Source organism: Baekduia soli (assembly GCF_007970665.1).
Taxonomy (GTDB): Bacteria; Actinomycetota; Thermoleophilia; order Solirubrobacterales; family Solirubrobacteraceae; genus Baekduia; species Baekduia soli.
The window spans coordinates 2,116,750-2,141,620 of record NZ_CP042430.1; the positions used below are offsets into that span (position 1 = coordinate 2,116,750).

General features: G+C 74.4%; 21 protein-coding genes and 2 pseudogenes. 18 read left to right on the forward strand and 5 right to left on the reverse strand.

Features of this window, described 5'->3' with window-relative positions:
* Positions 1–27: 27 nt before the first annotated feature.
* Positions 28–2,267, reverse strand: a pseudogene (locus FSW04_RS28410) (molybdopterin oxidoreductase family protein).
* 83 nt (positions 2,268–2,350) lie between these two features.
* Between FSW04_RS28410 and FSW04_RS09960 the strand changes: the two are divergent.
* Genes FSW04_RS09960 through FSW04_RS09970 form a run of 3 tightly spaced genes read left to right on the forward strand, consistent with a single transcriptional unit; the run spans position 2,351 to position 4,707 of the window.
* Positions 2,351–3,760 carry a GGDEF domain-containing protein gene (locus tag FSW04_RS09960; protein WP_146918797.1) on the forward strand — a complete coding sequence of 470 codons (1,410 nt, stop codon included), beginning with the start codon at positions 2,351–2,353 and terminating at the stop codon, positions 3,758–3,760.
* 39 nt (positions 3,761–3,799) lie between these two features.
* Positions 3,800–4,078, forward strand: a complete 279-nt coding sequence (locus FSW04_RS09965; RefSeq protein ID WP_146918799.1) for a hypothetical protein — start codon at positions 3,800–3,802, stop codon at positions 4,076–4,078.
* Positions 4,075–4,707: a hypothetical protein gene (locus tag FSW04_RS09970; protein ID WP_146918801.1), complete on the forward strand. Its 633-nt coding sequence runs from the start codon at positions 4,075–4,077 to the stop codon at positions 4,705–4,707. Before FSW04_RS09965 ends, FSW04_RS09970 begins: the two co-directional genes overlap by 4 nt.
* Before the next feature lie 17 nt (positions 4,708–4,724).
* Here the strand turns inward: FSW04_RS09970 and FSW04_RS09975 are convergent, their stop codons facing one another.
* Both FSW04_RS09975 and FSW04_RS27010 read right to left on the reverse strand, forming a co-directional pair.
* Complete coding sequence (locus FSW04_RS09975) at positions 4,725–5,999, reverse strand: RecQ family ATP-dependent DNA helicase (protein WP_228431248.1); 1,275 nt, start codon at positions 5,997–5,999, stop codon at positions 4,725–4,727.
* 88 nt (positions 6,000–6,087) lie between these two features.
* On the reverse strand, positions 6,088–6,357 hold the full coding sequence (locus FSW04_RS27010) for a DEAD/DEAH box helicase (RefSeq protein ID WP_228431098.1): 270 nt from the start codon (positions 6,355–6,357) through the stop codon (positions 6,088–6,090).
* Between the two features lie 63 nt (positions 6,358–6,420).
* Between FSW04_RS27010 and uvrC the strand changes: the two genes are divergently transcribed.
* The 3 genes from uvrC (at position 6,421) to FSW04_RS09985 (ending at position 10,275) form a co-directional block, all read left to right on the forward strand.
* Positions 6,421–8,319: an excinuclease ABC subunit UvrC gene (gene uvrC, locus FSW04_RS09980; protein WP_146918803.1), complete on the forward strand. Its 1,899-nt coding sequence runs from the start codon at positions 6,421–6,423 to the stop codon at positions 8,317–8,319.
* 125 nt (positions 8,320–8,444) lie between these two features.
* Entirely contained in the window at positions 8,445–8,597 is a 153-nt protein-coding gene (locus FSW04_RS25820) for a hypothetical protein (protein ID WP_187369380.1), read from the forward strand.
* A 58-nt stretch (positions 8,598–8,655) separates the two neighbouring features.
* Positions 8,656–10,275, forward strand: a complete 1,620-nt coding sequence (locus FSW04_RS09985) for a putative manganese-dependent inorganic diphosphatase (RefSeq protein ID WP_187369381.1) — start codon at positions 8,656–8,658, stop codon at positions 10,273–10,275.
* Positions 10,276–10,357: 82 nt separating this feature from the next.
* Here FSW04_RS09985 and FSW04_RS09990 read toward each other — a convergent pair whose 3' ends face one another.
* Positions 10,358–11,209 carry a DUF2127 domain-containing protein gene (locus FSW04_RS09990; protein WP_228431099.1) on the reverse strand — a complete coding sequence of 284 codons (852 nt, stop codon included), beginning with the start codon at positions 11,207–11,209 and terminating at the stop codon, positions 10,358–10,360.
* Between the two features lie 49 nt (positions 11,210–11,258).
* On the opposite strand from FSW04_RS09990, the gene rapZ reads away from it, so the two are divergent.
* The 12 genes and pseudogenes from rapZ (at position 11,259) to FSW04_RS10050 (ending at position 23,977) form a co-directional block, all read left to right on the forward strand.
* Positions 11,259–12,170, forward strand: coding sequence for an RNase adapter RapZ (rapZ, locus tag FSW04_RS09995; protein ID WP_146918809.1), 912 nt, complete (start codon positions 11,259–11,261; stop codon positions 12,168–12,170).
* Between the two features lie 2 nt (positions 12,171–12,172).
* Positions 12,173–12,547, forward strand: a complete 375-nt coding sequence (locus tag FSW04_RS10000; RefSeq protein ID WP_146918811.1) for a VOC family protein — start codon at positions 12,173–12,175, stop codon at positions 12,545–12,547.
* A gap of 65 nt (positions 12,548–12,612) precedes the next feature.
* Positions 12,613–13,614, forward strand: a complete 1,002-nt coding sequence (gene gap / locus FSW04_RS10005; protein ID WP_146918814.1) for a type I glyceraldehyde-3-phosphate dehydrogenase — start codon at positions 12,613–12,615, stop codon at positions 13,612–13,614.
* Positions 13,611–14,744: a phosphoglycerate kinase gene (locus FSW04_RS10010; protein ID WP_146918816.1), complete on the forward strand. Its 1,134-nt coding sequence runs from the start codon at positions 13,611–13,613 to the stop codon at positions 14,742–14,744. Before gap ends, FSW04_RS10010 begins: the two co-directional genes overlap by 4 nt.
* Positions 14,741–15,499, forward strand: coding sequence for a triose-phosphate isomerase (gene tpiA, locus FSW04_RS10015; protein ID WP_146918818.1), 759 nt, complete (start codon positions 14,741–14,743; stop codon positions 15,497–15,499). The genes FSW04_RS10010 and tpiA overlap by 4 nt, the downstream gene beginning before the upstream one ends.
* A complete protein-coding gene (gene gpmI / locus FSW04_RS10020; RefSeq protein WP_146918820.1) occupies positions 15,496–16,986 on the forward strand; it encodes a 2,3-bisphosphoglycerate-independent phosphoglycerate mutase in 1,491 nt (496 codons plus the stop codon). Before tpiA ends, gpmI begins: the two co-directional genes overlap by 4 nt.
* A 53-nt stretch (positions 16,987–17,039) precedes the next feature.
* On the forward strand, positions 17,040–19,682 hold the full coding sequence (locus tag FSW04_RS10025; protein ID WP_146918822.1) for a response regulator: 2,643 nt from the start codon (positions 17,040–17,042) through the stop codon (positions 19,680–19,682).
* 30 nt (positions 19,683–19,712) lie between these two features.
* Positions 19,713–20,114 (forward strand): nitroreductase family deazaflavin-dependent oxidoreductase, encoded by a 402-nt coding sequence (locus FSW04_RS10030; RefSeq protein ID WP_146918824.1) that lies wholly within the window; start codon positions 19,713–19,715, stop codon positions 20,112–20,114.
* Between the two features lie 8 nt (positions 20,115–20,122).
* Entirely contained in the window at positions 20,123–20,656 is a 534-nt protein-coding gene (locus FSW04_RS10035) for a MarR family winged helix-turn-helix transcriptional regulator (protein WP_228431101.1), read from the forward strand.
* Between the two features lie 45 nt (positions 20,657–20,701).
* Positions 20,702–21,439, forward strand: a complete 738-nt coding sequence (locus FSW04_RS28415; protein ID WP_146918826.1) for a DUF4097 family beta strand repeat-containing protein — start codon at positions 20,702–20,704, stop codon at positions 21,437–21,439.
* A 98-nt stretch (positions 21,440–21,537) separates the two neighbouring features.
* A pseudogene (locus tag FSW04_RS28420) lies at positions 21,538–22,521 on the forward strand (sensor domain-containing protein); the annotation flags it as partial.
* A 442-nt stretch (positions 22,522–22,963) separates the two neighbouring features.
* On the forward strand, positions 22,964–23,977 hold the full coding sequence (locus tag FSW04_RS10050; RefSeq protein WP_146918828.1) for a substrate-binding domain-containing protein: 1,014 nt from the start codon (positions 22,964–22,966) through the stop codon (positions 23,975–23,977).
* Positions 23,978–23,980: 3 nt separating this feature from the next.
* On the opposite strand, the gene FSW04_RS10055 is transcribed toward FSW04_RS10050, so the two are convergent.
* Positions 23,981–24,868 carry an NAD(+)/NADH kinase gene (locus FSW04_RS10055; protein ID WP_146918830.1) on the reverse strand — a complete coding sequence of 296 codons (888 nt, stop codon included), beginning with the start codon at positions 24,866–24,868 and terminating at the stop codon, positions 23,981–23,983.
* Between the last annotated feature and the right edge of the window lie 3 nt (positions 24,869–24,871).

Consider the following 24,871-nt stretch of genomic DNA (forward strand, 5'->3'; position numbering starts at 1 on the left):
GGGCCGGATCGGGCGCGCGGGCGACGCTCAGCCGGCCGCGGCGACGGCCTGCGGGCTGCGCACCGGCGCGACCTGCACCGGGATCCCGTTGAGCACCGCGGTCCCCGTCAGCGGCTCGACGAGCTCGTCGTCGGTCAGCACGTTGGAGTTGACCCCGGCGTGGGCGCCGGCCACCGTGAGGTCGGTCCCCTCGAGGTCGTGGCCCCAGCCGTGCGGCAGCGAGACGACCCCGGGGCGGATGTCGGTCGTGACCTCCACGGGCACGTCGACCGCCCCGACGCGCGAGCGGACCGTCGCCTGCCCGCCGTCGACCAGGCCGGTGCGCTGCGCGTCGTCGGGGTGCACGTGCAGCGTGCACCGCTGCGGCCCGCGCACGAGCATCGGCAGGTTGTGCATCCACGAGTTGTTGGACCGCAGGTCGCGGCGGCCGATGAGCACGAGCTCGGGGGCCCGGGCCGCCAGCGCCTCGTGCAGGCGCGCGACGTCGGCCAGCAGCGCGGGCGGCGCGAGCTCGATCGTGCCCGACGGCGTGCGCAGGACGCCGGGCAGGCGCGGCGCCAGCGGGCCGAGGTCGATGCCGTGGGGCGCCGCCTGCAGCGCGTCGAGCGTCAGCCCGTAGGGACCCGTGCGCAGCAGCAGGTCGACCATGCGCGCCGGCCCCATGCGGGGCGCCAGGTCGGCGAGCGCCTCCTCGGCGTCGCGCCCGTGCCACGGTGAGTGCGTGTCGCCCGTCTCGCGCCCGATCGCCGTCCGGACGATGAACTCGTCGATCGCCGCGATGTCGGCGTCCGGGCCCTGCCCCGTGACCACGCCGAGCAGGCGCAGCAGGGTCTCCCACTCGTCGGGCATGCCCTCCGGGCGCGGCAGCACCGGGGGCGACCACTTCGCCGTGTTGCGTACGGCGAAGCCCTGGAAGATGAGGTCGAAGTGCGCCTTCTCCAGCGGCGAGGGCGAGGGGAGGATGACGTCGGCGTGGCGCGTCGTCTCGTTGACGTACAGGTCGACGCTGACCATGAAGTCCAGCTCGTCCAGCGCGGCCGCCAGCCGCTCGCTGTTGGGCGTCGACAGCACCGGGTTGCCGGCGACGGTGATCAGTGCGCGCACCTGGCCCTCCCCGGGCGTCTGGATCTCCTCGGCCAGGCACGCGACGGGCAGCTCGCCGAAGACCTCGCCCAGGCCGCGCACGCGGGACGCCCAGCGGCCGAACCGCACGCCGCGGCCGCGCCCGGGCTCGCCCTTGGCGTTGGCGAGCCCCGTGGAGGGCAGCGGGAACATGGCGCCGCCGGGGCGGTCGAGGTTGCCCGTGACGACGTTGAGCACGTCGATGAGCCAGCTCGACGTCGTGCCGAACGCCTGCGTCGTGGTGCCGATGCGGCCGTAGACGGCGGCGCTGGGCGCGGCGGCCAGCTCGCGGGCGTTGCGGCGGATTGCCCCGGGGTCCAGGCCGTGGCCTCCGCGACGGCCTCCGGCGTGAACTCCCCGGCCACGGCGCGCAGCTCGTCCAGGCCGGCGACCAGGCCCTCGGCGGCGCCCAGCGTGTCCAGGCCCTCGGCGAGGATGACCTGCAGCAGCGCCATGAGCAGCAGGGCGTCGGTGCCCGGGCGGATCGCCAGATGCTCGTCGGCCTCCTGCACCGTGCGGCTGCGACGCGGGTCGACGACGACGATGCGCCCGCCCCGCGCGCGGATGGCGCGCAGCCGCCCGCGCACGTCGGGCGCGGTCATGAGCGACCCGTTGGAGGCCATGGGGTTGGCGCCCAGGATGAGCAGGTGGTCCGTGCGGTCCAGGTCGGGGATCGCGATCGTCGTCCCGGACCCGAACATGAGCCCGGCCGCGGCCTGCTTGGGGTACTGGTCGACGGTGCTGGCCGTGAACAGGTTCTTCGTGCCCAGCCCCTTGAGCAGCGCCCGGCCATAGACCAGGAACGCGAGCGAGTGCGAGGACGGGTTGCCGATGTAGGCGGCCACCGCGTCGCGTCCGCCCTCGCGTAGGACCGGCGTCAGCCGCCGGTCGATCTCGGCGAAGGCCTCGTCCCAGGAGGCGGTCGCGAACGTGCCGTCGGGACGGCGGACGAGCGGCGTGCGCACGCGATCGGGGTCGTCGTGCAGCTCCTTGATCGCGACGCCCTTGGGGCAGATGAACCCGTGGCTGAAGACGTCGTCGACGTCGCCGCGCACGCGCGTGACGGTGTGGGCGGCCTCATCGACGTCGAACGCCAGCCCGCACGTCGCCTCGCACAGCGGACAGGTCCTCGACGCGACGGCCATCGGGCGAATCTACTCCGACGTCCGTCCACCCACCACGTCGCGCGGCTCAACGCGGACGGCCCGCGGCCGATCCCCGGAGGGCCATGGAGGCCAAGCACGCAACGGACTGCGCGCCCTGGAAGGACAGCATCGACCCGGTCGCTGCTCGTTCCGTCGCCGGGGCCATCGACGAACTGGCGGAGTTCCCCGTCCTGGACGCGACGGTGCTCCGGGTCATCGCGCTCTGCGACGACCAGGACTCCAGCGCCGCCGACCTGGTCGAGGCGCTCGAGCAGGACGCGACGTTCGCGGCCAACCTGCTCCGGTTCTCCAACTCGGCGGCCCGCGCCCACCCGATCCGGGCCAAGACGATCCGCCAGGCCGTGATGCTCGTCGGCCGGCGCGCCCTGCGCCGCCTTGCGCTCGAGGCCGCCACCTACCGCTTCCTGGAGCGCGCCAAGGGCAACGGCCGCGCCTCCTGCGGCCAGCTCCACCTGCACGCCATCTCCGTCGCGCTCGGCTCCGCCGCCGCCGCCGACGAGGGCCAGGTCTCGGCCGACACCGCGCACCTCGCCGGCCTGCTGCACGACGTCGGCAAGCTCGTCCTGCCCGCCGTCTTCGGCGAGGAGGAGTGCGACGCGCTCAGCCGCGAGAACCCCAGCGGCGCCGACCGCGTCCTGGCCGAGCGCGAGCGCTTCGGCATCGACCACGCCCAGTGCGGCGCGCTGCTGGCCGAGAGCTGGGGCCTGCCCGACGAGGTCGCCTCGATCATCGCCTGGCACCACGGCGGCCCGACCGGGGTCGGCGCGCCCAACGGCGCCGTCGCCTGCGTCCAGCTGGCCGACATCGTCGCCGGGATGCTCAACGGCACCGAGGCCGACCACGCCCTGCTGGAGGTCTGCCTCGACCGCCTCGGCCTGACCGCCGACGTGCTGGACGTCCTGGCCCACCAGGTCACCCAGACCGAGAAGCGCGACGAGACCGGCGCGCTGGCGCGCCGCGTCGCCGAGCTCGAGCGCCTGTCGCAGACCGACGACCTGACCGGGCTGGCCAACCGCCGCCACTGGCTGCAGACCACGCGGGCCGCCCTGCAGGACAACGGCGGGGGCGCGATCCTCATCGTCGACGTCGACCACTTCAAGGCGGTCAACGAGCGCCACGGCTTCGCCGCCGGCGACCTCGTCCTGACCGAGCTGGCGCGGATCATCGGCCGCCACGGCCACGCCGGGCGCCTGGGCGGCGACGAGTTCGCCCTGCTCGTGCCGGGCAACCTCGAGGAGGCCGCGCAGGCCGCGCAGCGGATCATGGCCCAGGTCTCGGAGGTCTTCGAGGCCGGCAGCGGGCCGAAGATCGACCTGTCCATGGGCTGCGCCGCGGCGCCGACCCACGGCGACGAGCTGGCCGACCTGCTGGAGGCGGCCGACGTGGCCCTGCTGGACGCCAAGCGCGCGGGACGCAGCCGCGCGATGATCGCCGGCGCGGAGTTCCGCGCCGACGACATCGCGGCCGCCTGAGCCTGTCCCGGCGCCCCGGTTGGGGCGAGACTGCGGGGCATGCCGTCCATCGAGCGCGCCGACTGGTACGCCATCCGGCGCGCGCAGAGCACGAGGCCGTCCACCTACACGTGCCCGCTGTGCGGGCGCCTGCTGCCGGCGATGAGCGAGCACGTGCTCATCACGCCGCTGGGCGACGGGCGCCGGCGCCGCCACGCGCACACCGCGTGCGCCGCGCGGGCCCGCCGCGCCGGGCGGCTCCCCAGCCGGGACGAGTGGCGCGCCGCGCAACCACGATCTCCCGGAATCCTGGCGCGCCTGAAAGGATGGCGGCCATGAGCACACGGCTGTCGCTCCACACCCTGGCCCAGGCGGTCCTCAGCCCGGTGCGCACGCAGGCCACCGGCAACGAGATCTCGCTGCAGGCCCGCCCCGGCGGCTTCGGCACCCCGAAGCTCCCGCGCGGCGGGTGGGCGGCGGTCGACGGGACCGACCTCGTGCGCGTCGAGCCCGACGGCGGCGAGCGGCGCGTCCCCATCACCAGCCTGCGCGAGGCCGGCGAGTTCTTCGGGCTGGCCACGGCCGGGACGCTGCCCGAGGACCAGCTCGAGCTCGATCCCGGCGAGGCGGCCGAGATCGCCGCGGCGTTCGCGCACGGCGACGCCGCGCTGCGGATCCTGACGGCCGACGCCGGGCCGGGTGACGACGTGTCGCAGATCCAGCTGTGGCCCGAGCACTTCGACATCGCGATCGAGCTCGGCGCGGAGGGCACGCGGGCGACCTACGGGGTCTCGCCGGGCGACGAGCACCACGACGCGCCGTACGCCTACGTCGCGCCGTGGACGCCGCACCCGCCCGACCCCGCGTGGAACGCCGACGGCTTCTTCGGCGCCCAGGCGCCGGCGGTCGACACCGACGCGATCGTCGCCTTCTGGCGCGACCGGCGCGCCGCCCTGCTGCACACCTGAGCCAGGCCGGCGCCGGCTCAGCCGTCTTCCTCGGGCACGAGCAGCCCGCGCTGCAGGACGATCTCCGTCGACAGCGTGCGGTAGCCCACGCGGTCGAACACGACGGTGACCATGCCGTCCTGGAGGCGCTGCACGGTCCCCTCGCCGAAGTCGGGGTGCGCGACGCGCTCGCCGACCTCGAACGCCCCGTCGTCGGCGGCGGCGACCGCGCCGCGGCCGGCGTCGCAGACGTCGCAGTTGCCGCACGGCGGCGTGAACGCCTCGCCGAAGTAGCCCAGCAGATAGGCGCGCCGGCAGCCGTCGTGCTCGGCGTAGCCGCGCATCATCTCCACGCGCGAGCGCTCGAAGGCCTCGCGGTCGGACTCCAGATCGCCGGCCGCGCGCAGCCCCGCGTCGACGTCGGCGCCCGCGACGGGCACGACCAGGCCGTCGTCGCCGACGTGCAGGACCCCGGCGTCGTCGAGGCGGTGCAGCGCCGTCGCCAGCCGGGAGCGCGGCAGCTCCAGGACGTCGAGCAGCTCGGCGGCGTCGACGCCCTCGGGCGCGGTGCCGACGACCCGTGCGACCCGCTCGAGCAGCGCGGGGTCGATCCGGCCCGAGGCCATGAACCGCCGCCGGCCGAGGTCCTGGGGGCGGTAGAGCAGCAGGGCGCGGGCGGGCTCGCCGTCGCGCCCGGCGCGTCCCATCTCCTGGAAGTACTCGTCCAGCGAGCCGCTGACGTCCAGGTGCGCGACCAGGCGCACGTCGGGCTTGTCGACGCCCATCCCGAAGGCGATCGTCGCGACCATGACGTCGACGTCGCCGCCGTCGGCCATGAACCCCTCCTGGGCGGCCTCGCGCTCGCGGCGGCGCATGCCGCCGTGGTAGGCGGCGGCGTGCACGCCGTGGGCGACGAGGTCGGCGGCGATCCGCTCGGCGCGCTTCTGGGTCGCGACGTAGACGATCGCCGCGCCGTCGGTCGCGGCGACGTTCTCCAGCAGCGCCTGCTCCTTGTCGTCCTCCTCGCGGAACGTGCGCACCCCGAGCCAGATGTTGGGGCGGTCGAAGCCCTTGACGATGATCTCGGGATCGCGGAGCTCAAGGCGCTGGACGATCTCCTCGCGCACCGGCGGCGCGGCCGTCGCGGTCAGCGCGAGGATCGGCGGCCGGCCGAGGGCCTCGGCGGCGGCGGCCAGCTCGAGGTAGTCCGGGCGGAAGTCGTGGCCCCACTGGCTGACGCAGTGGGCCTCGTCGACGACGAAGAGCGACGGGTGCAGGGCGCGCAGCCGCTCGCGGGTCTCGTGGGAGGCCAGCTGCTCGGGGCCAGGAGGACGAACTCGGTCTCGCCGGCCTCCAGCGCGCGGAGCACCTCCTCACGGCGGGCGTGCGTCAGCGTTGAGTTCAGCTCGGCGGCCTCGCCCCCTCGGCCTGCTGGACCTGGTCGCGCTGCAGCGCGATGAGCGGGGAGACGACGACGGTCGGCCCCGGCAGGAACCAGCCCGCGAGCTGGTAGATCGCCGACTTGCCCGAGCCCGTCGCCATGACGACCAGCGCGTCGCGGGGATGAGCGGGGTCGGTGACGGCCAGGACGCCCTCGAGCTGGCCCGGGCGCAGCTCGTCGTGCCCGAGCTGCTCGCGGGCGGCGGCCCGGATCTGGTCGGCGCTGGGCACGGGTGCGCCATACCCTAGACCGGGCGCGCGCAACGCCCGCGGGCGCGCCTATCCTCGGAGCCGGTGTCGACGACATCGTCATCGGAGGACCGCCGCAGCCGCCTGGCCGAGCAGCGCCGCAACCTGCCCGACGGGCCGGGCGTCTACCTGTTCCGCGACGAGCGCCAGAAGGTGATCTACGTCGGCAAGGCCAAGTCGATCAAGAAGCGCGTGGCCAGCCACTTCTCCAACCCGGTGACGCGCGGCGCGTTCCAGATGGTCGACGCCATCGACGGCGTCGAGTTCATCCTGGTCTCCTCCGAGACCGAGGCCCTGCTGGTCGAGCAGAACTTCATCAAGCAGTACCAGCCGCAGTTCAACATCCGGCTGCGCGACGACAAGTCCTATCCCTACATCGCGATCTCGATGGACGAGCCGTTCCCGCGCGTCTACTTCACGCGCGAGCGCCACCGCAAGACGCGGCTCTACTTCGGGCCCTACTCGAGCGCGAAGCGGACGCGGTCGACGCTGGAGACGCTGGGCAAGGTCTTCCAGTACCGCTCGTGCAACGGGGCCGAGCCCGGCCGGCGGTCGGGCTCGCCGTGCCTGGACTACTACATCAAGCGCTGCGGGGCGCCCTGCGTCGACTACGGCGTCGACCGCGCGCAGTACATGGAGTCCATCGACGGCGTCCGCGCGTTCCTGTCGGGGCGCTACCGCGAGATCGAGCGCGACCTCGAGGTACGGATGAAGTCCGCCGCCGCCGCGCAGGAGTTCGAGCAGGCGGCGCTGGAGCGCAACCGGCTGGCCGCGGTGCGGTCGCTGCTGCAGAAGCAGCGCGTGGCCAGCGAGTCGCACGGCTCGGCCGACGTCGTCGCGGTCGCCGCCGACGGCACCGACGCCAACGCCCAGGTCTTCCAGCTGCGCGACGGGGTCCTCTCCGACCGCCAGTCGTTCTACCTCGACAACATCCAGGAGGGCGGGATCGGCGAGGTCGCCCAGGAGTTCCTGTTGCAGTACTACGGCGAGGCCACCGTCATCCCGCCCCAGGTCATCGTCCAGCCCGAGGTCGAGGACCTGGAGCCGCTGGCCGAGCTGCTGACCGAGCGCCGGGGGGCGGGCGTCGAGGTGCGCACGGCCGAGCGCGGCGACAAGCGCCGGCTCCTGGACCTCGCCGAGCGCAACGCCCGCCTCGCGCTCGACCAGGAGCGGCTGAAGGCCGAGCGGTCGCGCCAGCAGCGCGTGGTCGCGCTCGACGACCTCCAGGAGGTCCTCGGGCTCGACGCGCTGCCGCTGCGGGTCGAGTGCTTCGACATCTCCAACCTCATGGGGACGCACACCGTCGCGTCGATGGTCGTCTTCGAGGGCGGCGCGCCGAAGAAGGCCGACTACCGGCGCTTCACGATCCGGGGTGGGGAGGAGGGCGTCCCCGACGACTTCGCCTCCATGTCGGAGGTGCTGTCGCGGCGGCTGGCCAACTGGGAGCGCCAGCAGGACCTCTCGCCGCACGACCCCGACCGCAACGAGTCGTTCGCGACGCTGCCCAACCTCATCGTCATCGACGGCGGCAAGGGCCAGCTCTCCGCCGGCGTGGAGGCGCTGCGCGGGTTCCTGGACCGCGGGGTCGCGGTCGTGTCGCTGGCCAAGCGCATCGAGGAGGTCTTCGTCCCCGGCCGCGCCGACCCGATCGTGCTGGGGCACGACACGCCGGCGCTCCAGCTCCTGCAGCGCGTGCGCGACGAGGCGCACCGGTTCGCGATCACCCACCACCGCACCCGGCGCGACCGTGCCATGACGACGTCGGTCCTCGACGACCTGCCGGGCATCGGCGAGGCGCGCAAGCGCACGCTGCTGCACCACTTCGGCTCGCCCGACGCCGTGCTGGAGGCGACGCGCGAGCAGCTCGAGGCCGTCCCGGGCCTCCCGGGCAAGACGGCCCGCGACCTCTACACGTTCCTGCACCGGACGCGGACGGGGCGGTAGGCGGGGGCCGAGGCGCGCCGCGCGGCGCGTCGGGCCCGGGCGTCCGCGGTCGTCCGCCGACGTGGCCGGGGGCCGATGGCGCGTTGGCGGGGCATGACCCCACCTTCGCGCCATCGGATCGTCCGGTGAGCGCCGACGTGCCACGACGACCTCCGCGGACGACCGGCGGCGGCGGGGCGCCGCGGCTCGGCGTCGTCGTCGACGGCGGCATCGTGCCGCTCGGGCGCTGGGGCGCCGGGGCCGGGCTGCCGCCGGGCTTCGCCCCGCCGGGCCGCTGAGCCGACGCGGGCGCGCGTGACCGCGGCGGCGCGCCCGCGCACGGCACAATGGCGGCCAGTGTCGATCATCCACGTCACCGGCCACCGCAACCCCGACACGGACTCGATCGCCGCCGCGATCGGCTACGCCGAGCTGCAGGGACGGCTGGACCCCGACAACACCTACGTGCCGGTGCGCCTCGGCGACCTCAACGCCCAGACGCGCTGGGTGCTCGGCCAGGCCGGGGCGGCCGAGCCGGCGTTCCTGGCGCACGTGATGCTCCGGGTGCGCGACGTGATGCAGGAGGAGTTCTACGCCGCGGGCGTCGACGATCCTGTCCGCGAGGTCGGCCTCACGATGGCCCAGGACCGCCTCGACATCGTGCCGATCGTCGACCACGACGGCCGCCTGGCCGGCGTGATGACCGAGCGCGCGCTGGCCCGCCGCTACATCCGCGAGTCGCGCGCGGCCTCGACGCTCGTCGACACCCCGACGCGCGTCGCGGCCATCGCCGCCTCGGTCAGCGGCCGCCAGGTCGCCGGCGAGGACGGGCCCGTGGCCGGCCGCGTGTGGGTCTTCGCGATGGACGCGGGCTGGGCCCAGAGCGGCATCAGCGCCGGCGATGTGGTCGTCGTCGGCAACCGCACCGACGCGCAGCGGCTGGCGATCGAGCGCGACGTCGCGCTCCTGGTCGTCTCCAACGGCGTGGCGCCCGACGACGACACCCTGCGCCTCGCGCGCGAGCGCGGCACCGCGGTCGTGCTGTCACCGCTGGACAGCTACGTCTGCGGCCGCATGACGACCCTGGCCGCGCCGTGCAGCGCGCTCATGGATGCCGATCCGCTGACCGTCCGTGGCAACGACGTCCTCGACGACGTCAGCGAGCTCATCAAGGACGTGCACTACCGGGCCGCGGTCGTCGTGGACCGCGACGGGCGCCCGACCGGCCTGCTGCGCCGCTCGCACCTCGTCAACCCCGAGCGCCGCCACGTCCTGCTCGTCGACCACGCCGAGCAGGCCCAGAGCGTGCCGGGGATCGAGAAGGCGCACATCGTCGAGATCCTCGACCACCATCACATCGGCTCGATCGAGACGCGGGTCCCCGTCCGGGCGACGTTCGACCCGGTCGGCTCGACGTCGACGCTCGTCGTCGAGCGCTTCCGCCAGGCCCAGGTCGAGCCGACGCGGCCGACCGCGGTCGTCCTGCTCGGCGCGATCCTGTCGGACACCGTCATCCTCAACTCGCCCACGACGACCGAGCGCGACCGCCTCGCCGTCGGCCATCTCGCCGGGAGGCTCGGCCTCGACCCCGAGCGCTTCGGGCGCGAGATGTTCGAGAGCGGCTCCGACGCGGCCGACGCGCCGATCGAGGAGCTCCTCAACCGCGACCACAAGGAGTACGAGACGGGGGAGGGCCTGGTGAGCATCGCCCAGGTCGAGACCGCCGGCGAGGTGCTCGTGGACCGCATCAGCGAGCTGCGCGACGGCCTGCGCGTCCAGCACGATCGCAACGGCCACCTGCTCAGCGCGCTCATGGTCACCGACATCCTGGCCAAGCACACGCAGCTGCTGGTGGCGGGCGACGTGGCCGCCGCCGAGCGCGCCTTCGGCACCGAGGCCGACGAGGGCATCATCGACCTGCCCGGCGTCATGAGCCGCAAGAAGCAGGTCGCGCCGCAGCTCATGGGCGCGTTCTAGTCACCGGCGTCCGGCGTGGCTGCGGGGTTCGCCCTCTGGGCGAACCCCCGCGGAAGGAACCTCGCCCCCGGGCGAGCGCTCCTCAGGGTCCCGCGGCCGGCGTCGCCGCCTCGAGCGCCGGCCAGCCGACGTCGCGCTCGCGCAGCGCCTCGTCGGCGGCGGCGCCGCCGCGGATGCCGAACAGGCGCTTGGCGTAGAGCAGGTAGGCGACGACGGCGACGTTGACGACGAAGGCCACGATCTTGAACGCGGTCACGTGCTGGCTGAGCTCGTAGACCTCCAGCGGCAGCAGCGAGGCGGTCACGACGAGCGTGAGGTACTCCGCCCAGCGCCTGCCCCACCACAGCCCCACGGCCTCCAGCCCTTCCACCGAGGCGTACACGAGCGCGATCGCGGCGAAGAGGTGCAGGCGGCTCGAGCGGAGGCTGAAGAGCTGGTCGACGCGGTGGCGCAGCCCGTGCTGGGCGGCGCTGGCGCTCGAGGACTCGCCGCTGACGTCGGTGACCACGCGCAGGACCACGTCGCGCAGGTCGGCGCGGTTGGCGCTGAAGAGCAGGATCGCCATGCCGAGCAGCCCGAGCCCGAGGAAGTGCAGCGCGCGGTTGAGGGCGATGAGCCGCAGGACCACGCGGTCGCGCAGCGGGCGCCCGCGCAGCGGGAGCTCGATCTCCTCGCGCTCGGGCGGGTGGTCGCGCGCGGGCTGCTCGGGCGGCGCCAGCGGCAGCCACGAGTCGCAGCGCAGGCACCGGTGCCAGCGCACGCCGTCGACGTCGCGGGCCACGACGGCGTCGGACGGGCGCAGCCGCCGCGCGTCGGTGCCCACGAGCTCGTGGCCCCCCAGCCCGCACACCAGCAGCTCCCAGTGGAAGCGCGGGACGAACCGGCTCGGGTGCTCCCGCACGCCGGGGACGACATGGTGGCGATGGGCGCTCACGCCCGCGACCCTACCCGGCCGGTCCGCGGCGCCCGTCATGATGTGCGACATGGAGGACACGGCGGAGAACGGGCGCCCCGGAGCCGACACGCGGCTCGAGGACCTCGTCGTGATCTCGGGGTACTCGGGCGCGGGCAAGTCGACCGCGATGGCCGTCTTCGAGGACGCCGGCTACTTCTGCGTCGACAACCTGCCGCCCGAGATGATCCGCTCGCTCGTCGAGCTGTTCACGCACGAGGGCTCCAAGGTCGAGCGGGCGGCCGTGGTCTCCGACGTGCGCGGCGGCGAGTTCTTCGAGCCGCTGGAGGGCGTCATCGAGGATCTCCAGGCGCGCGGCCTGCCCAGCCGCGTCCTGTTCCTCGACGCCGACGACCTCACCCTCATGGACCGCTACAAGGAGACGCGGCGCCGCCACCCGCTGTCGCCCGAGGGCAGCATCGCCGCGGGCATCGCGGCTGAGCGCACGATGCTCGGCCCGATCAAGGACCACGCGGACTTCATCATCGACTCGTCGGGCCTGAAGGCCTCGCACCTGCGCCGGCGCATCGCCGACGAGCTGCTGCCGCGCAGCTCGCGTGGGCGGCTGGCCGTCACGTTCCAGAGCTTCGGCTTCAAGCACGGGCCGCCGCGCGACGCCGACCTGGTCTTCGACGTCCGCTTCCTGCCCAACCCCCACTACGTGCCCGAGCTGCGGCCGCTGACCGGGCTGGACCCGCGGATCGTCGAGTACGTCGGGCGCGAGGGCAAGCTCGAGCAGCTGTACCTGCACCTCGTCCCGCTGCTGGAGTTCCTCGTGCCCCAGTACGAGGAGGAGGGCAAGTCGCACCTCTCGCTCGCGGTGGGCTGCACGGGCGGCCGCCACCGCTCCGTGGCCATCATCGAGCACCTCGCCCGGCATTTCGGAGGGCGCGACGACGTCGTCGTCGAGGTCGAGCACCGCGACGTAGGCCGGAAGGCCTAGGCGTGCTGGACCACGTGGGGCTCGAGGTCTCCGACCTCGCGCGATCGGCCCGCTTCTACGACGCGGTCTTCGCCCGCCTCGGGCTGCGCCGCGTCCACGACGCCCCCTCGGCGGTCGCCTACGGCCGGCACGAGCCGCGCTTCTGGATCGTGCAGCGCGGGCGGCCGCCGGCACCGGGCTTCGGCCACGTCGCGGTGAGCGCCAGCGGCCGGGCGGCGGTCGACGCCGCCTACGCCGCCGCGGTGGAGGCCGGCGGCCGGCCCGACGGCCCCGGCGGCATCCCCGCGCCGCGGCCCGAGTACGGGCCGCGCTACTACGCGGCCTACCTGCTCGACCCGGACGGCCTGCGCCTCGAGGTCGTCGCGGGCGGACACTGACCGCGGGGGTCGATAGGGTCCGCTGGGCCCCCTGATCGCGCCTCCCAGGAAGGACTGACACGAGCATGCCCGTACGCGTCGGCATCAACGGCTTCGGCCGCATCGGCCGCAACCTCTTCCGTGCCGCCCAGGCCCAGCAGGCCGACATCGAGTGGGTCGCGGTGAACGACCTGACCGACTCCGCCACGCTCGCGCACCTGCTCAAGTACGACTCGATCCTGGGCCCGTACCCGGGCACCGTCGAGGTCTCCGACGCCGGCATCGTCGTCGACGGCACCGAGCTGAAGGTGCTCGCCGAGCGCGACCCGTCCGCCCTGGGCTGGGGCGACCTGGGCGTCGACGTCGTCATCGAGTCCACCGGGTTCTTCACCAAGCGCGCCGACGCGGCCAAGCACCTGGACGCGGGCGCGAGCAAGGTCATCATCTCGGCGCCGGCCAGCGACGAGGACATCACGGTCGTGCTGGGCGTCAACTTCGACAAGTACGACAAGGACGCCCACCACGTCATCTCCAACGCGTCGTGCACCACGAACTGCCTCGCGCCGTTCGCCAAGGTGCTCAACGACGCGATCGGCATCAAGCACGGCCTGATGACGACGATCCACGCCTACACGGCCGACCAGAACCTCCAGGACGCCCCGCACAAGGACCTCCGGCGCGCCCGGGCCGCCGCCGTCAACCTCGTGCCGACCTCGACCGGCGCCGCCAAGGCCGTCGGGCTCGTGCTGCCCGAGCTCAACGGCAAGCTGCACGGCTTCGCGGTGCGTGCGCCGATCCCGACGGGCTCGCTCGTGGACCTCACGTTCGAGGCCGACCGCGCGACGAGCGTCGACGAGATCAGGGAGCTGTTCCGGGGCAAGGCCGACACCGGCGACCTCGCGGGCATCCTGCAGTACACCGAGGACCCGATCGTCTCCTCCGACATCGTGACCAACCCGTTCTCCTCGATCGTCGACGGGGGCCTGACCTCGGTGCTCGACGACACGCTGGTCAAGGTCGTCAGCTGGTACGACAACGAGTGGGGCTACTCCAACCGCCTCGTCGACCTGGTGCAGAAGGTCCTTTGAGAACGCTCGACGACCTCGGGGACCTCGAGGGCAGGCGCGTGCTGGTCCGCGTGGACTTCAACGTCCCGCTCAAGGACGGCGTCATCGGCGACGACGCACGGATCCGGGCCGCGCTGCCGACCCTGCACGAGCTGCAGGGGCGCGGCGCGCGTCTGCTCCTGGCCGCCCATCTGGGGCGGCCCAAGGACCGCGAGCCCGAGTTCTCGCTCGCGCCGGTCGCCCGCCGCCTGGGCGAGCTGCTGGACACCAGCGTCCCGCTGGCCCCCGACCTCGACCACGTGCCCGACGGCGACGTCGTCATGCTCGAGAACGTCCGCTACGAGCCCGGCGAGACCAAGGACGACCCCGCGCTGGCCCAGCGCTACGCGGCGCTGGCCGACGCCTACGTCGACGACGCCTTCGGCGCGGCGCACCGCGCCCACGCGTCCAACCACGCCGTCGCGCACCTGCTGCCCAGCGCGGCCGGCCTGCTGCTCGCGCGCGAGGTGCGGACGCTGCAGGGCATCCTCGAGGCCCCGCAGCGCCCGCTGGTCGCGATCGTCGGCGGCGCCAAGGTCACCGACAAGATCGGCGTCCTGGAGGCGTTCCTGGACACGGCCGACGTGATCCTGATCGGCGGCGCGATGTGCTTCCCGTTCTTCAAGGCCCAGGGCCACGCGGTCGGGTCCTCGCTGTGCGAGGAGGAGGGCGTCGAGCCCGCCCGCCGCGTGCTGGAGGCCGGCGGCGACAAGGTCCGGCTGCCCGTCGACCTGGTCTGCGGCGAGGCCTTCTCGGCCGACACCCCCGTGACGGCGGTCGACGGGGTCGACGTCCCGGACGGCCTCATGGGCCTCGACGTCGGGCCGCGCACGGCGCAGGCCTACGCCGAGGTCGTCGCCGGCGCGGGCACGGTGTTCTGGAACGGCCCGATGGGCGCGTTCGAGCTGGAGCCCTTCGCGCCCGGTACGCGCGCGGTGGCCGAGGCGGTGGCCCAGGCGCAGGGGACCACGGTCGTCGGCGGCGGTGACAGCGCGGCGGCGCTCCGGCAGTTCGGGCTCGAGGCCGAGGTGACGCACCTGTCCACGGGTGGCGGCGCCTCGCTCGAGCTGATCGAGGGAAAGACGCTTCCGGGCGTGGAGGTGCTGTCATGAGGACACCGCTGATCGCGGGCAACTGGAAGATGCACGGCACGGTCGCCGAGACGGACGAGCGCATCGCCGCGCTGCTGCCGCGGCTGTCGACCGTCGACCACGCCGACGTCGCGATCTGCGTGCCGTTCACGGCGCTGCAGGCCGCCGTGGACTCCACGCGCGGCTCGCAGCTGGGGGTGTTCGCGCAGAACATGCACCATGAGCCGCAGGGCGCCTTCACCGGCGAGGTGTCGGCCCCGATGCTCGCCGAGCTCGAGGTCGGCGGCGTCGTCCTCGGGCACTCCGAGCGGCGCACGTACTTCGGCGAGACCGACAGGGCGCTGCAGCTCAAGGTGCCCGCGGCGCTGGAGGCAGGCCTGCAGGTCATCCTCTGCGTCGGCGAGACCGAGGAGGAGCGCGAGAAGGGCGACACGGAGCGCCGGCTGCGCCACCAGGTCCAGGAGGGCCTGGAGAAGGTGCCGTCCGACCGGCTCGGCGACGTCATCCTGGCCTACGAGCCCGTCTGGGCCATCGGCACCGGTCACGTCGCCACACTCGAGCAGGCCCAGGACGCGCTGGCGTTCGTCCGCGCCCTGGTCGCCGACCGCGACAAGGAGCAGTCCAAGCGGTCGCGCATCCTCTACGGCGGCTCGATGAAGCCCGACAACGCCGCCGACCTGCTTGCGCTGCCCGACTGCGACGGCGGCCTCATCGGCGGCGCGTCGCTGGACGTCTCGCAGTTCACCGCCATCGTCGAGGCCGTGCCGCGCTCATGAGCGGCCTCGTCGACCGGGTCGTGCTCGTGGTCCTCGACGGCTGGGGCATCGCCGAGCCCGGGCCCGGCAACGCCGTCGATCTCGCCGACACGCCGGTCTTCGACGACCTCTGGGCGCGCTACCCGCACACCACGCTGGCCGCGGGCGGCCTGGCCGTGGGGCTGCCCGAGGGCCAGATGGGCAACAGCGAGGTCGGCCATCTCAACCTCGGCGCCGGCGCCGTCGTCAAGCAGGACCTCACGCGGATCGACGAGGCCGTCACCGACGGCACGCTGGGCGACAACGCGGCGCTGGCCGCCGCGATGGACGGCTTCGAGCGCGTCCACCTCATCGGCCTGGTCAGCGACGGCGGCGTGCACTCGGGCTGGACGCACCTGGAGGCGCTCATCCGCCTGGCCGGCGAGCGCGGCGTCCCCGACATCGTCGTCCACGCGTTCACCGACGGGCGCGACACGTCGCCCAGCGGCGGCGTGGCGTTCGTCGAGCAGGTCCAGGCCTGGTGCGACGCGGTCCCCGCGCCCGCCCGCGCGCGCATCGGCTCGGTCATCGGCCGCTACTACGCCATGGACCGCGACAAGCGCGAGGAGCGCACCAAGGCGGCGCTGGACCTCCTGCTCGACGGCGTCTCCGAGCACCACAGCCCCGAGGCGGTGCAGGCCGTGCGCGACGCCTACGAGCGCGACCCGCGCGGCGACGAGTTCATCGCTGCGACGACGGTCGACGGCGAGGCGCGCATCCGCCCGCAGGACTCGGTCATCGCCTTCAACTTCCGTCCCGACCGCATGCGCCAGCTCACCGAGGCCCTCGGCCCGAAGGTCGCCCTCCACACGACGCTGACCGAGTACGAGGAGGGCTGGCCGTGGCCGGTGGCCTTCCCGCCGCACCGGCCCGAGACGACGCTGACGAAGGTCATCGCCGCGGCCGGGCGCAAGCAGCTGCACGTGGCCGAGACCGAGAAGTACCCGCACGTGACGTACTTCTTCGGCGGCGGCGAGGAGCAGCCCGAGGCCGGCGAGCGCCGTGAGCTCGTGGCCTCGCCGCGCGACGTGCCGACCTACGACTTCAAGCCCGAGATGAGCGCCCGCGAGGCCGCCGACGCGTTCATCGCCGCCTGGCGCGAGGACGGTCCGACCTTCGGGATCATCAACTTCGCCAATGCCGACATGGTCGGCCACACCGGCGTCATCCCGGCCGTGATCACCGCCGTGGAGACCGTCGACGCCTGCCTCGGCGCCGTCGTCGCGGCCGTCCAGGAGACCGGCGGGGCACTCGTCATCACCGCCGACCACGGCAACGCGGACGAGATGCTCGAGGACGACGGGTCGCCCGACACGGCGCACTCGCTGAACCCCGTGCCCCTCATCGTGACGCAGACCGCCGTATCCCTGCGCGACGGCGGCGTGCTGGCCGATGTGGCGCCCACGGTGCTGGCACTCCTGGGCGAGGACCAGCCCGCGGCGATGACCGGTCGCTCGCTGCTGGCGTAGTCCGCAGACCGACGCTGGAGCAGCGCTGAGCGCTCTAGACTCCGGTGCGGCTGATGGGCAAGGGGGCCGACCAACGGCGCCTGATCCGCCCGACGCTGGGCGCGTTCGCCCTCGTCGTGGTGATCATGGGTGCGATCTTCGCCGTGCTCCTCACGGCGCTGGCCGACGTGCGCGACGACTCGCGCAAGGCGCGCGACACCGAGCGCACCGTCGTGCTCATCTCGCGCTACAACCGGCTCGTCGTCGACCTCGAGACCGGCGTCCGGGGGCGGCTGCTCACCGGCCAGGACCGCTTCCTCGCGCCCTACGTCGCGGCCGACCGCGCGATGCCGGCGCTGGAGGCCCGGCTGCGGGCGGCGCTCACCGACCCGGGCCAGCGGGCCCGCCTGGCCGACGTCGTCGCCCGCGTCGAGCGCTACCGCACCGGCTACGCGCGGCCGGCCGCAGCGACGCCGGTGGGCGCCGACCGGGCCGCCGTCGTCGCGATGACCGCGGAGGGCAAGCGGCTCGTCGACGATCTGCGCGGCCGCTTCGACGCGCTGCGCACGGGCGAACTGGCGCTGAGCGACCGCCGCGGCGCCGCGGCCGACCATTCCGCCTCCCGCGCCATCGTGATCGCCGTGGCGGGCCTGGCGCTGTCGATCGCGCTGCTGGCCGCGCTCGCGCTGTTCACCGTGCGCCGCATCCGCCGCGAGGCCGACTCGGCCGAGGCGCGCACCAGGGCCGAGGAGGCCTCGCGCATGAAGTCCTCGTTCCTGGCCAACATGAGCCACGAGATCCGGACGCCCCTCAACGGCGTCATCGGGATGAACGAGCTGCTGCTCGACACGCCGCTGGACGCCGAGCAGCACGAGTACGCCTCGACGGCCCGCGCCTCGGGCGAGCAGCTGCTGGCCGTGATCAACGACATCCTGGACATCTCGAAGATCGAGGCCGGCCACCTCGAGCTCGAGCAGCGCGACTTCGACCTGCCCGAGCTCGTCGAGACGACCTGCGACGTCGTCGCCGCCACGGCCCACGCCAAGGGCCTGGAGCTTGCGGTCCTCATCCATGACGACGTGCCGCACGCCGTGCGCGGGGACCGCGGGCGGCTGGCGCAGATCCTGACCAACCTGCTGTCCAACGCCGTCAAGTTCACGCCCGGCGGCGAGGTGGCCGTCGAGGTGCGCCGCGAGCCGGGGCCGGCCGCCGACCGCGACGCCGCGATCCGCGTGCGCTTCACGGTGCGCGACACGGGGATCGGCATCCGCGAGAAGGACCTCGAGCGCCTGTTCGAGTCCTTCCAGCAGGCCGACGCGTCGACCACGCGGCGCTTCGGCGGCACGGGCCTGGGGTTGAGCATCAGCCGCCAGCTCGTGGAGATCATGGGCGGCCGGCTCGACGTGGCCAGCACGCCCGGCCGGGGCAGCACGTTCGGCTTTGCGATCGCGTTCCCGCCCGCCAGCGCCGAGCCCACGGCGATCGCGCCGCAGGTCGAGCTGCGCGGGCTGAAGGTCATCGCGGTCGACGACACCGCCACGAACCTGCGCGTGCTCGAGGCCTACCTGGGGTCCTGGGGCATGCGCGTGATGACGTGCGCCGACGGCGAGTCGGCGCTGGCGCGGCTGGGGGAGGCCGCCGACCGCGGCGAGCCGTTCGACGTCGCCGTCCTGGACTACAACATGCCCGGGATGGACGGCGTGCAGCTCGCCCGGCGGATCGTGGACGACCCGCCCCTGCGCCACACCCGCATGGTCATGCTCACCTCCTCGGGCACGGGCCAGGCCGCGGCGCGCGAGGCCGGCGTGACCGAGTTCCTGACCAAGCCGGTGCGCCAGTCGCGGCTTTACGACGCGATCGCCTCGGCCATGCACCAGGCGCCCCTGGCTCGCCGCCCGGCGGCCGCCCGGCGCCGCGACGAGGAAGGGCCCGACATGCACGAGCAGCGCGACCGCGCGCGGATCCTCATCGCCGAGGACCATGACGTCAACCGGATCCTCATGGAGAAGCTCCTCGAGCGCCGCGGTCACCGCACGGTCGCGGCGGCGACCGGGACCGACGCGGTCCGGAAGGCCGGCGCCGACGACATCGACCTGGTGTTCATGGACTGCCAGATGCCCGAGCTCGACGGCTACGAGGCCACCCGGCGCATCCGGGCGGCCGAGGGCGACGGCGGGCGCCACGTCCCCGTCATCGCGATGACCGCCCACGCGATGGCCGGCGACCGCGAGCGCTGCCTGGCCGCCGGCATGGACGACTACCTCGCCAAGCCGCTGCGGCCCGACGAGCTCGACGTCGTCCTCGAGCGCTGGCTGCACCCGCGCGCCGACGACGGGGCGCAGGGGGCCGGCGCGCACGTGTCGCGGGCGCTCGACGAGGACCGCTTCGGCGACCTGCACCGCGACTTCCCGCCCGAGGTCGTCCGCGACGTCGTGCACGCGTTCCTGGACTCCACCCCGGAGATCGTCGAGCGCCTCGTGCTGGCCGCCGAGGGCGTCGACCACACCGAGGTCGCCCACGGCGCCCATCGGCTGCGGGGCGGCTGCCTGGCCGTCGGCGCGGGCCTGCTCAACGAGCTGGCCTCCGAGATGGAGGCCCTCGGCCGCGAGGGCGCCGACGGGACCCGGCTGCGGGACACCGCGGTGCGGCTGGAGTGCGCCTGGCACGCCACGCGCACCGCGCTGCGCGAGCGCGTCGACGGCGCCCGGCGCCCCTGAGCCCGCACGGACGCGGGCTAGACTGCTGCCATGCTGTTCGGACAGGAGCACATCGACCGCTACGAGGCCACCGACGGGGCCGAGGGCCACGAGTGGCAGGGCACGCGTGCCCTCATCCTCACCACGACCGGGGCCAAGAGCGGCGAGGAGCGCAAGGCGCCGCTGATCTACGGCGAGCACGACGGCGATCTGCTGATCGTCGCCTCCAAGGGCGGGGCGCCCGAGCCGCCGGCCTGGTACGTCAACCTCAAGGCCAACCCCGAGGTCACCGTCCAGGTCAAGGCCGACAAGTTCGCCGCGCTCGCGCGGGACGCCACCCCGGAGGAGAAGCCCGAGCTCTGGAAGATCATGACCGCCGAGTGGCCGGCCTACGACCAGTACCAGACCAAGACCGACCGCGAGATCCCCGTGGTCGTGCTCGAGCGCGCCTGAGCGCGCGGGTGGCGCGGAGCGGTTGTTCGTGCAACCATGCGCGCATCTCGAGCCTGTCGAACGTCCCTGCCGCCGCCGGAGAGATCCTGGACGAGCGTGAGCTGAAGGCCTGGCGCGGCCTCATGCGCGTGCACGCCTCGCTGACCAAGGCCCTCGACACCGAGCTCGACACCCAGCACCGGCTCCCGCTGACGTCCTACGAGGTCCTGAAGTACCTCGCCGACGCCGAGGGCGAGAAGATGCGCATGTGCGACCTCGCGGCGTCGGTCGTGCTCAGCCGCAGCGGCCTGACGCGGCTCGTCGACCGCCTCGAGCGCGACGGCCTGCTCGTGCGCGAGTCCTGCGCCAGCGATGCCCGCGGCGCGTTCGCCAAGCTCACCAGCGAGGGCCACGAGAAGCTCGCCGCCGCGCGGGCGACGCACCTGGCCCTCGTCCGCGCGCTCTTCCTCGAGCACCTCACCGAGGGCGAGCTCGACGTGCTGGGCGACGTGTGGGCCCGGGTGCTGCCCGGCGCCACGGCCGCCGCCGACTGCGGCTGCTGACCGGAGGACCCGCCCGCCACCTGGCGGCCGCTCTAGAGTGCTGGCGTGCCTGTCGTCCCACGTGCACCGCGCCTCTCGCCGTGGGGACGCGTCGTGGCCGTGTCGGGCGCGATCGTGGGGGTCGTCGTCGTGGGGATGGTCGCCTGGAGCGTGGCCGCCGCGCACGAACGGCGGGTCTCCTACAGCGTCTCGGGCGCCCTCGAGGGCCTGAGCCTGGACCTCGGCAACGCCGACCTGGTCGTCGTCGGCGCCGGGCGGTCGGCCTCCGTGGCCGTGTCGCACGTCGACCACTACGGCTTCGGGCACGGCCCGGAGGTGCGCCGCACCGTCACGGGCGGGGTCTTCACCGTGCGCTCGCGCTGCCCGAAGACCGTGCTGCACGCCTGCACGGTGCGCTACCGCGTCGCGGTGCCCGACAATCTCGCGCTCGACATCCGCACGAGCGGGGGCTCGGTCGACCTGCGCGGCTACCGCGGCTCGGCGCGGATCACGACCCGCGACGGCGACATCGACGTCGACGGCTTCTGCGGCTTCCTCCTCCAGGCCCAGGCCGAGGGCTCCGGCGACGTCGCCGCCCGCACCGCCTGCGCGCCCCAGCGCCTGGCGCTGCGCTCGACGACGGGCGCCGTGCGGGCCCAGGTGCCGGGCGGCCGCTATCGCGTCGACGCGTCGACCTCCGGGACCGGGCCGATCGTGCGCGGCATCGTCAACGCCGCCGACGCGCCGTTCGCCATCCAGGCCCTCAGCTCGTCGGGGACCGTGGTCGTGGAGCGCGTCCCGTGATCGCCGACCTCGCCCTCCGGCGCCGGCTGGGGCGTGCGGCGCAGGCGATCACCTACCTCGCCGCGAGCGTCCCGATCGTGGTGCTCGGGGTGCTCGCCGTGCTCGGCCTGGTCATCGGGGCCGCGCTGAGCGTGGCCGGGATCGGGCTGCCGCTGCTGCTGGGCTGCGCGGCGGCCTGCCGCCGCCTGGTGGGCCTGGACCGCCGGGCGGCCAACCGCCTGCTCGGGGCGCGGATCCCGCCGCTGCCGATGGGGGCGCCGTCGCCCGGCGGCGGCTGGCGGCGCACCCTGGACGTGCTGTCGGACCGCACCCTGTGGCGCGTGGTGAGCATCCTGGCCCTGCGGGCGCCGCTGACGCTCGCGCTGCTGCTCGTGGCCCTGGCGCCCGTGGTCGTCCTGGCCGCGCTGCTCCAGCTCGGGGTGCAGGCCGTCGGCGGCCTGGGCAGCGTCGACTACGTCGGGCCGTGGGCGATGGGGCCCGCGCTGGGGCTCGTGCTCTGGGCGCTGGCGCTGCCGGCGGCGGTCGTGACGCTCGCGGTCCTGGAGGCGGTGCAGGCGCTGCTGTCGACGACGAGCCGCGCGCTGCTGCTGCCGCGCGTGGCCACGGCGGCCCCGGTGCGCGAGCTGCTGGCCGAGAGCCTCGGCGACCACTCGGTCTCCATCGCCTACTGGCTGCCCGACCGCGCGATGTTCGTCGACGACGTGGGGCGCCGCGTCGAGCTGCCCGATCCGCAGTCGGGCCGGGCCTGGACGGCCGTCGAGCGCGATGGCATCCCCGTCGCCGCCATCGTCCACGACGCCGCGCTGGACACGTCGAGCGAGCTCGTGCAGGCCGCGGCCGCGGCGTCGTCGCTGGCCATCGACAACGAGCGCCTGAAGGCCGACCTGCGGGCGCGTCTGGAGGAGCTGCGCGAGTCGCGCCTGCGGATCGTGGAGGCCACCGACGGGGCGCGCCGGCGCATCGAGCGCGACCTGCACGACGGCGCCCAGCAGCAGCTCGTGGCGCTCGCGCTGGAGCTGCGCCTGCTGCGCGGGCGCATGGGCGACGACCCGGAGCTCTCGGCGATGGTCGACGGGCTGAGCGAGCGGCTCTCCAGCGCGCTGGCCGAGCTGCGCGAGCTGGCCCGCGGGATCCACCCGACGATCCTGACCGACCGTGGCCTCGCGCCGGCGGTGTCCTCGCTGGCCGAGCGCTCGCCCGTGCCGGTGTTCGCCGACGTCGCCGTCGACGGGCGCCTGCCCGAGCCCGTCGAGGCGGCCGCCTACTTCATCGTCGCCGAGGCGCTGACCAACGTCGCCAAGTACGCATCGGCGACCGAGGTCACCGTCGAGGTGCGCCACGAGCCCGGCGCGGTCTGGGTCGACGTGGCCGACGACGGCGTCGGCGGTGCGCGCGCGGACGGCGGCAGCGGGCTGCGCGGGCTCTACGACCGCGTCGCGGCGGTCGACGGGCGGCTGGACATCGAGAGCCCGCCGGGGGCGGCACCCGCCTGCGGGCGCGGATCCCGGTGGAGGAGGTCGGTTCATGAGGCGTTGGGCGAGCACCGTCGTGGCGATCGCGCTGGGGCTTGGCGCCCTGGGCTGCGGCCAGACGACGACCGAGCGCGAGGCGCCGGTGACGATCAAGGGCACGCCGCCGGCGCGCGGCGAGGCCGGCACGGCGGCGCCCCGGGGCACGAACGTGCGGATCTGGGTCGTCACCCACGGGCAGGCCTCGAGCGCGTTCTGGGCCATCGTTCGCAACGGCGTCGACGCCGCCGCGCGGCAGGTCGACGCCGACGTGACCTACCGCGCGCCCGACGTCTACAGCCTGCAGACGATGGTCGCGCTCATCGACCAAGCCGTCGCGGCGCATCCCGACGGGCTCGTGGTCTCGCTGCCCGAGGCCGGGCTGGCGCCGACCATCCGCCGCGCGGTCGCCGCGGGCATCCCCGTGGTGACCATCAACTCGGGCAGCGACATGTACGCCAAGCTCGGCGTGCTGGCCCATGTCGGCCAGCCCGAGGACGTCGCGGGCTACAAGTCCGGCCGGCGGCTGGCCGCGGCCGGCGTGCGACGGGCCGTCTGCGTGAACCTCAAGATCGTCAACGTGGGGCTCGATGCGCGCTGCGCGGGCCTGGCGCGGGCGATGCGCGAGGCGGGCGGGCGCTCGACGATGATCCGCATCGACGACGTGGCCGCCACGGCGCCCGGACGCATCGCGCGCGCGGTGCGCGCCGCGCACGCCGACGGCGTGCTGGCCTGCAACGCGGTGAGCGGGCTGGCGACCGTGCAGGCGCTGCGCGGCACGCAGGGCGTCACCGCCGCGACGTTCGACCTGGGCCCCGACGTGCTCGCCGCCGTCAAGCGCGGCCGCCTGGCGTTCGCGGTCGACCAGCAGGGCTACCTCCAGGGCTACCTTCCCGTCGTGCTGCTGGCCGAGCGGGCGCGCTACGGGCTGTTCCCCGCCCAGGGCGAGGTCATCCCGACGGGGCCCAACTTCGTCACCGCCCGCACGGCGGGGCAGGCGATCGCGCTGGCCCGGCGCTCCATCCGCTGACGCTCAGCAGGGCCCGAGGGCGCCGTCGCGGCCGTCGCGGGCCGTCACGCGCGGGCTGTCGGCCAGGATGCCGCGCCGCCGCAGCCCGCCGAGCGTGCCCTCGGTGCCGGCGAAGTCCACCAGGGTGGCCTGGTCGTCGCGCCATGCGATCCGCAGCGTGGCCGGCGCCGCGTCGCGGATCTGGCCGTCGGACTCCAGACGGGCGCCGCCCCAGCCGGGCTCGACGGTGATCGTCACGTCGTGCTCGGGGGCGACGACGATGGGCGGGCAGCAGCCGCCGTGGGGCGCCAGCGGGGTGAGGACGAGGTTGCGCGCCCCGGGGGCCAGGACCGGGCCACCCGCGGCCAGGGTGTAGGCGCTGGACCCCAGCGGGGTCGCGACGATGATGCCGTCGCCCGCGAAGCGCACGTAGAGCTCGTCGTCGACCTGGATGCCGACGGTGGCCTGGCTGGCGCCCCGGCGGACGACGACGAGGTCGTTGAGGGCGACGAACGGCCCGCCGTCGCCCGGCGTCACCGCGATGCCCGGCAGCCGCCGCGGCGTCCAGTCGCCGGCGCCGAGGGCCTGCAGCGCGATGCCGAGGTCGGCGGCCGACGTCGCGGTCAGCGCGCCGAGGCTGCCGCAGGCGACGCCGAGCACGGGCCGCCCCGCCGCGGCCGCGGCGTGCAGCGCGGCCAGCGTGGTGCCGTCGCCGCCCAGGGCGACGAGCAGGTCGCAGGACCCGGCGTCGCCGTGCTCGGCGACCACCCGGTCCTGGCCGTCGATGGGCACCTGCACGACCGCCGCGCCGCGGGCCTGCGCCCAGGCGCGCAGCGTGTCGATCGCGCGGTCCAGCGGGCGGTTGGGGTGGACGACGAGGCCGATCCGGTCCAGCGTGATCCGGGTGCTCATCGC

Bases quoted from the DNA above. Each gene is read 5' to 3' on its own strand.
- FSW04_RS09960 (WP_146918797.1), top strand. From the start codon at position 2,351: ATGGAGGCCAAGCACGCAACGGACTGCGCGCCCTGGAAGGACAGCATC.
- FSW04_RS09965 (WP_146918799.1), top strand. From the start codon at position 3,800: ATGCCGTCCATCGAGCGCGCCGACTGGTACGCCATCCGGCGCGCGCAG.
- FSW04_RS09970 (WP_146918801.1), top strand. From the start codon at position 4,075: ATGAGCACACGGCTGTCGCTCCACACCCTGGCCCAGGCGGTCCTCAGC.
- rapZ (WP_146918809.1), top strand. From the start codon at position 11,259: ATGGAGGACACGGCGGAGAACGGGCGCCCCGGAGCCGACACGCGGCTC.
- gap (WP_146918814.1), top strand. From the start codon at position 12,613: ATGCCCGTACGCGTCGGCATCAACGGCTTCGGCCGCATCGGCCGCAAC.
- tpiA (WP_146918818.1), top strand. From the start codon at position 14,741: ATGAGGACACCGCTGATCGCGGGCAACTGGAAGATGCACGGCACGGTC.
- gpmI (WP_146918820.1), top strand. From the start codon at position 15,496: ATGAGCGGCCTCGTCGACCGGGTCGTGCTCGTGGTCCTCGACGGCTGG.
- FSW04_RS10025 (WP_146918822.1), top strand. From the start codon at position 17,040: ATGGGCAAGGGGGCCGACCAACGGCGCCTGATCCGCCCGACGCTGGGC.
- FSW04_RS10030 (WP_146918824.1), top strand. From the start codon at position 19,713: ATGCTGTTCGGACAGGAGCACATCGACCGCTACGAGGCCACCGACGGG.
- FSW04_RS10050 (WP_146918828.1), top strand. From the start codon at position 22,964: ATGAGGCGTTGGGCGAGCACCGTCGTGGCGATCGCGCTGGGGCTTGGC.
- FSW04_RS10055 (WP_146918830.1), bottom strand. From the start codon at position 24,868: ATGAGCACCCGGATCACGCTGGACCGGATCGGCCTCGTCGTCCACCCC.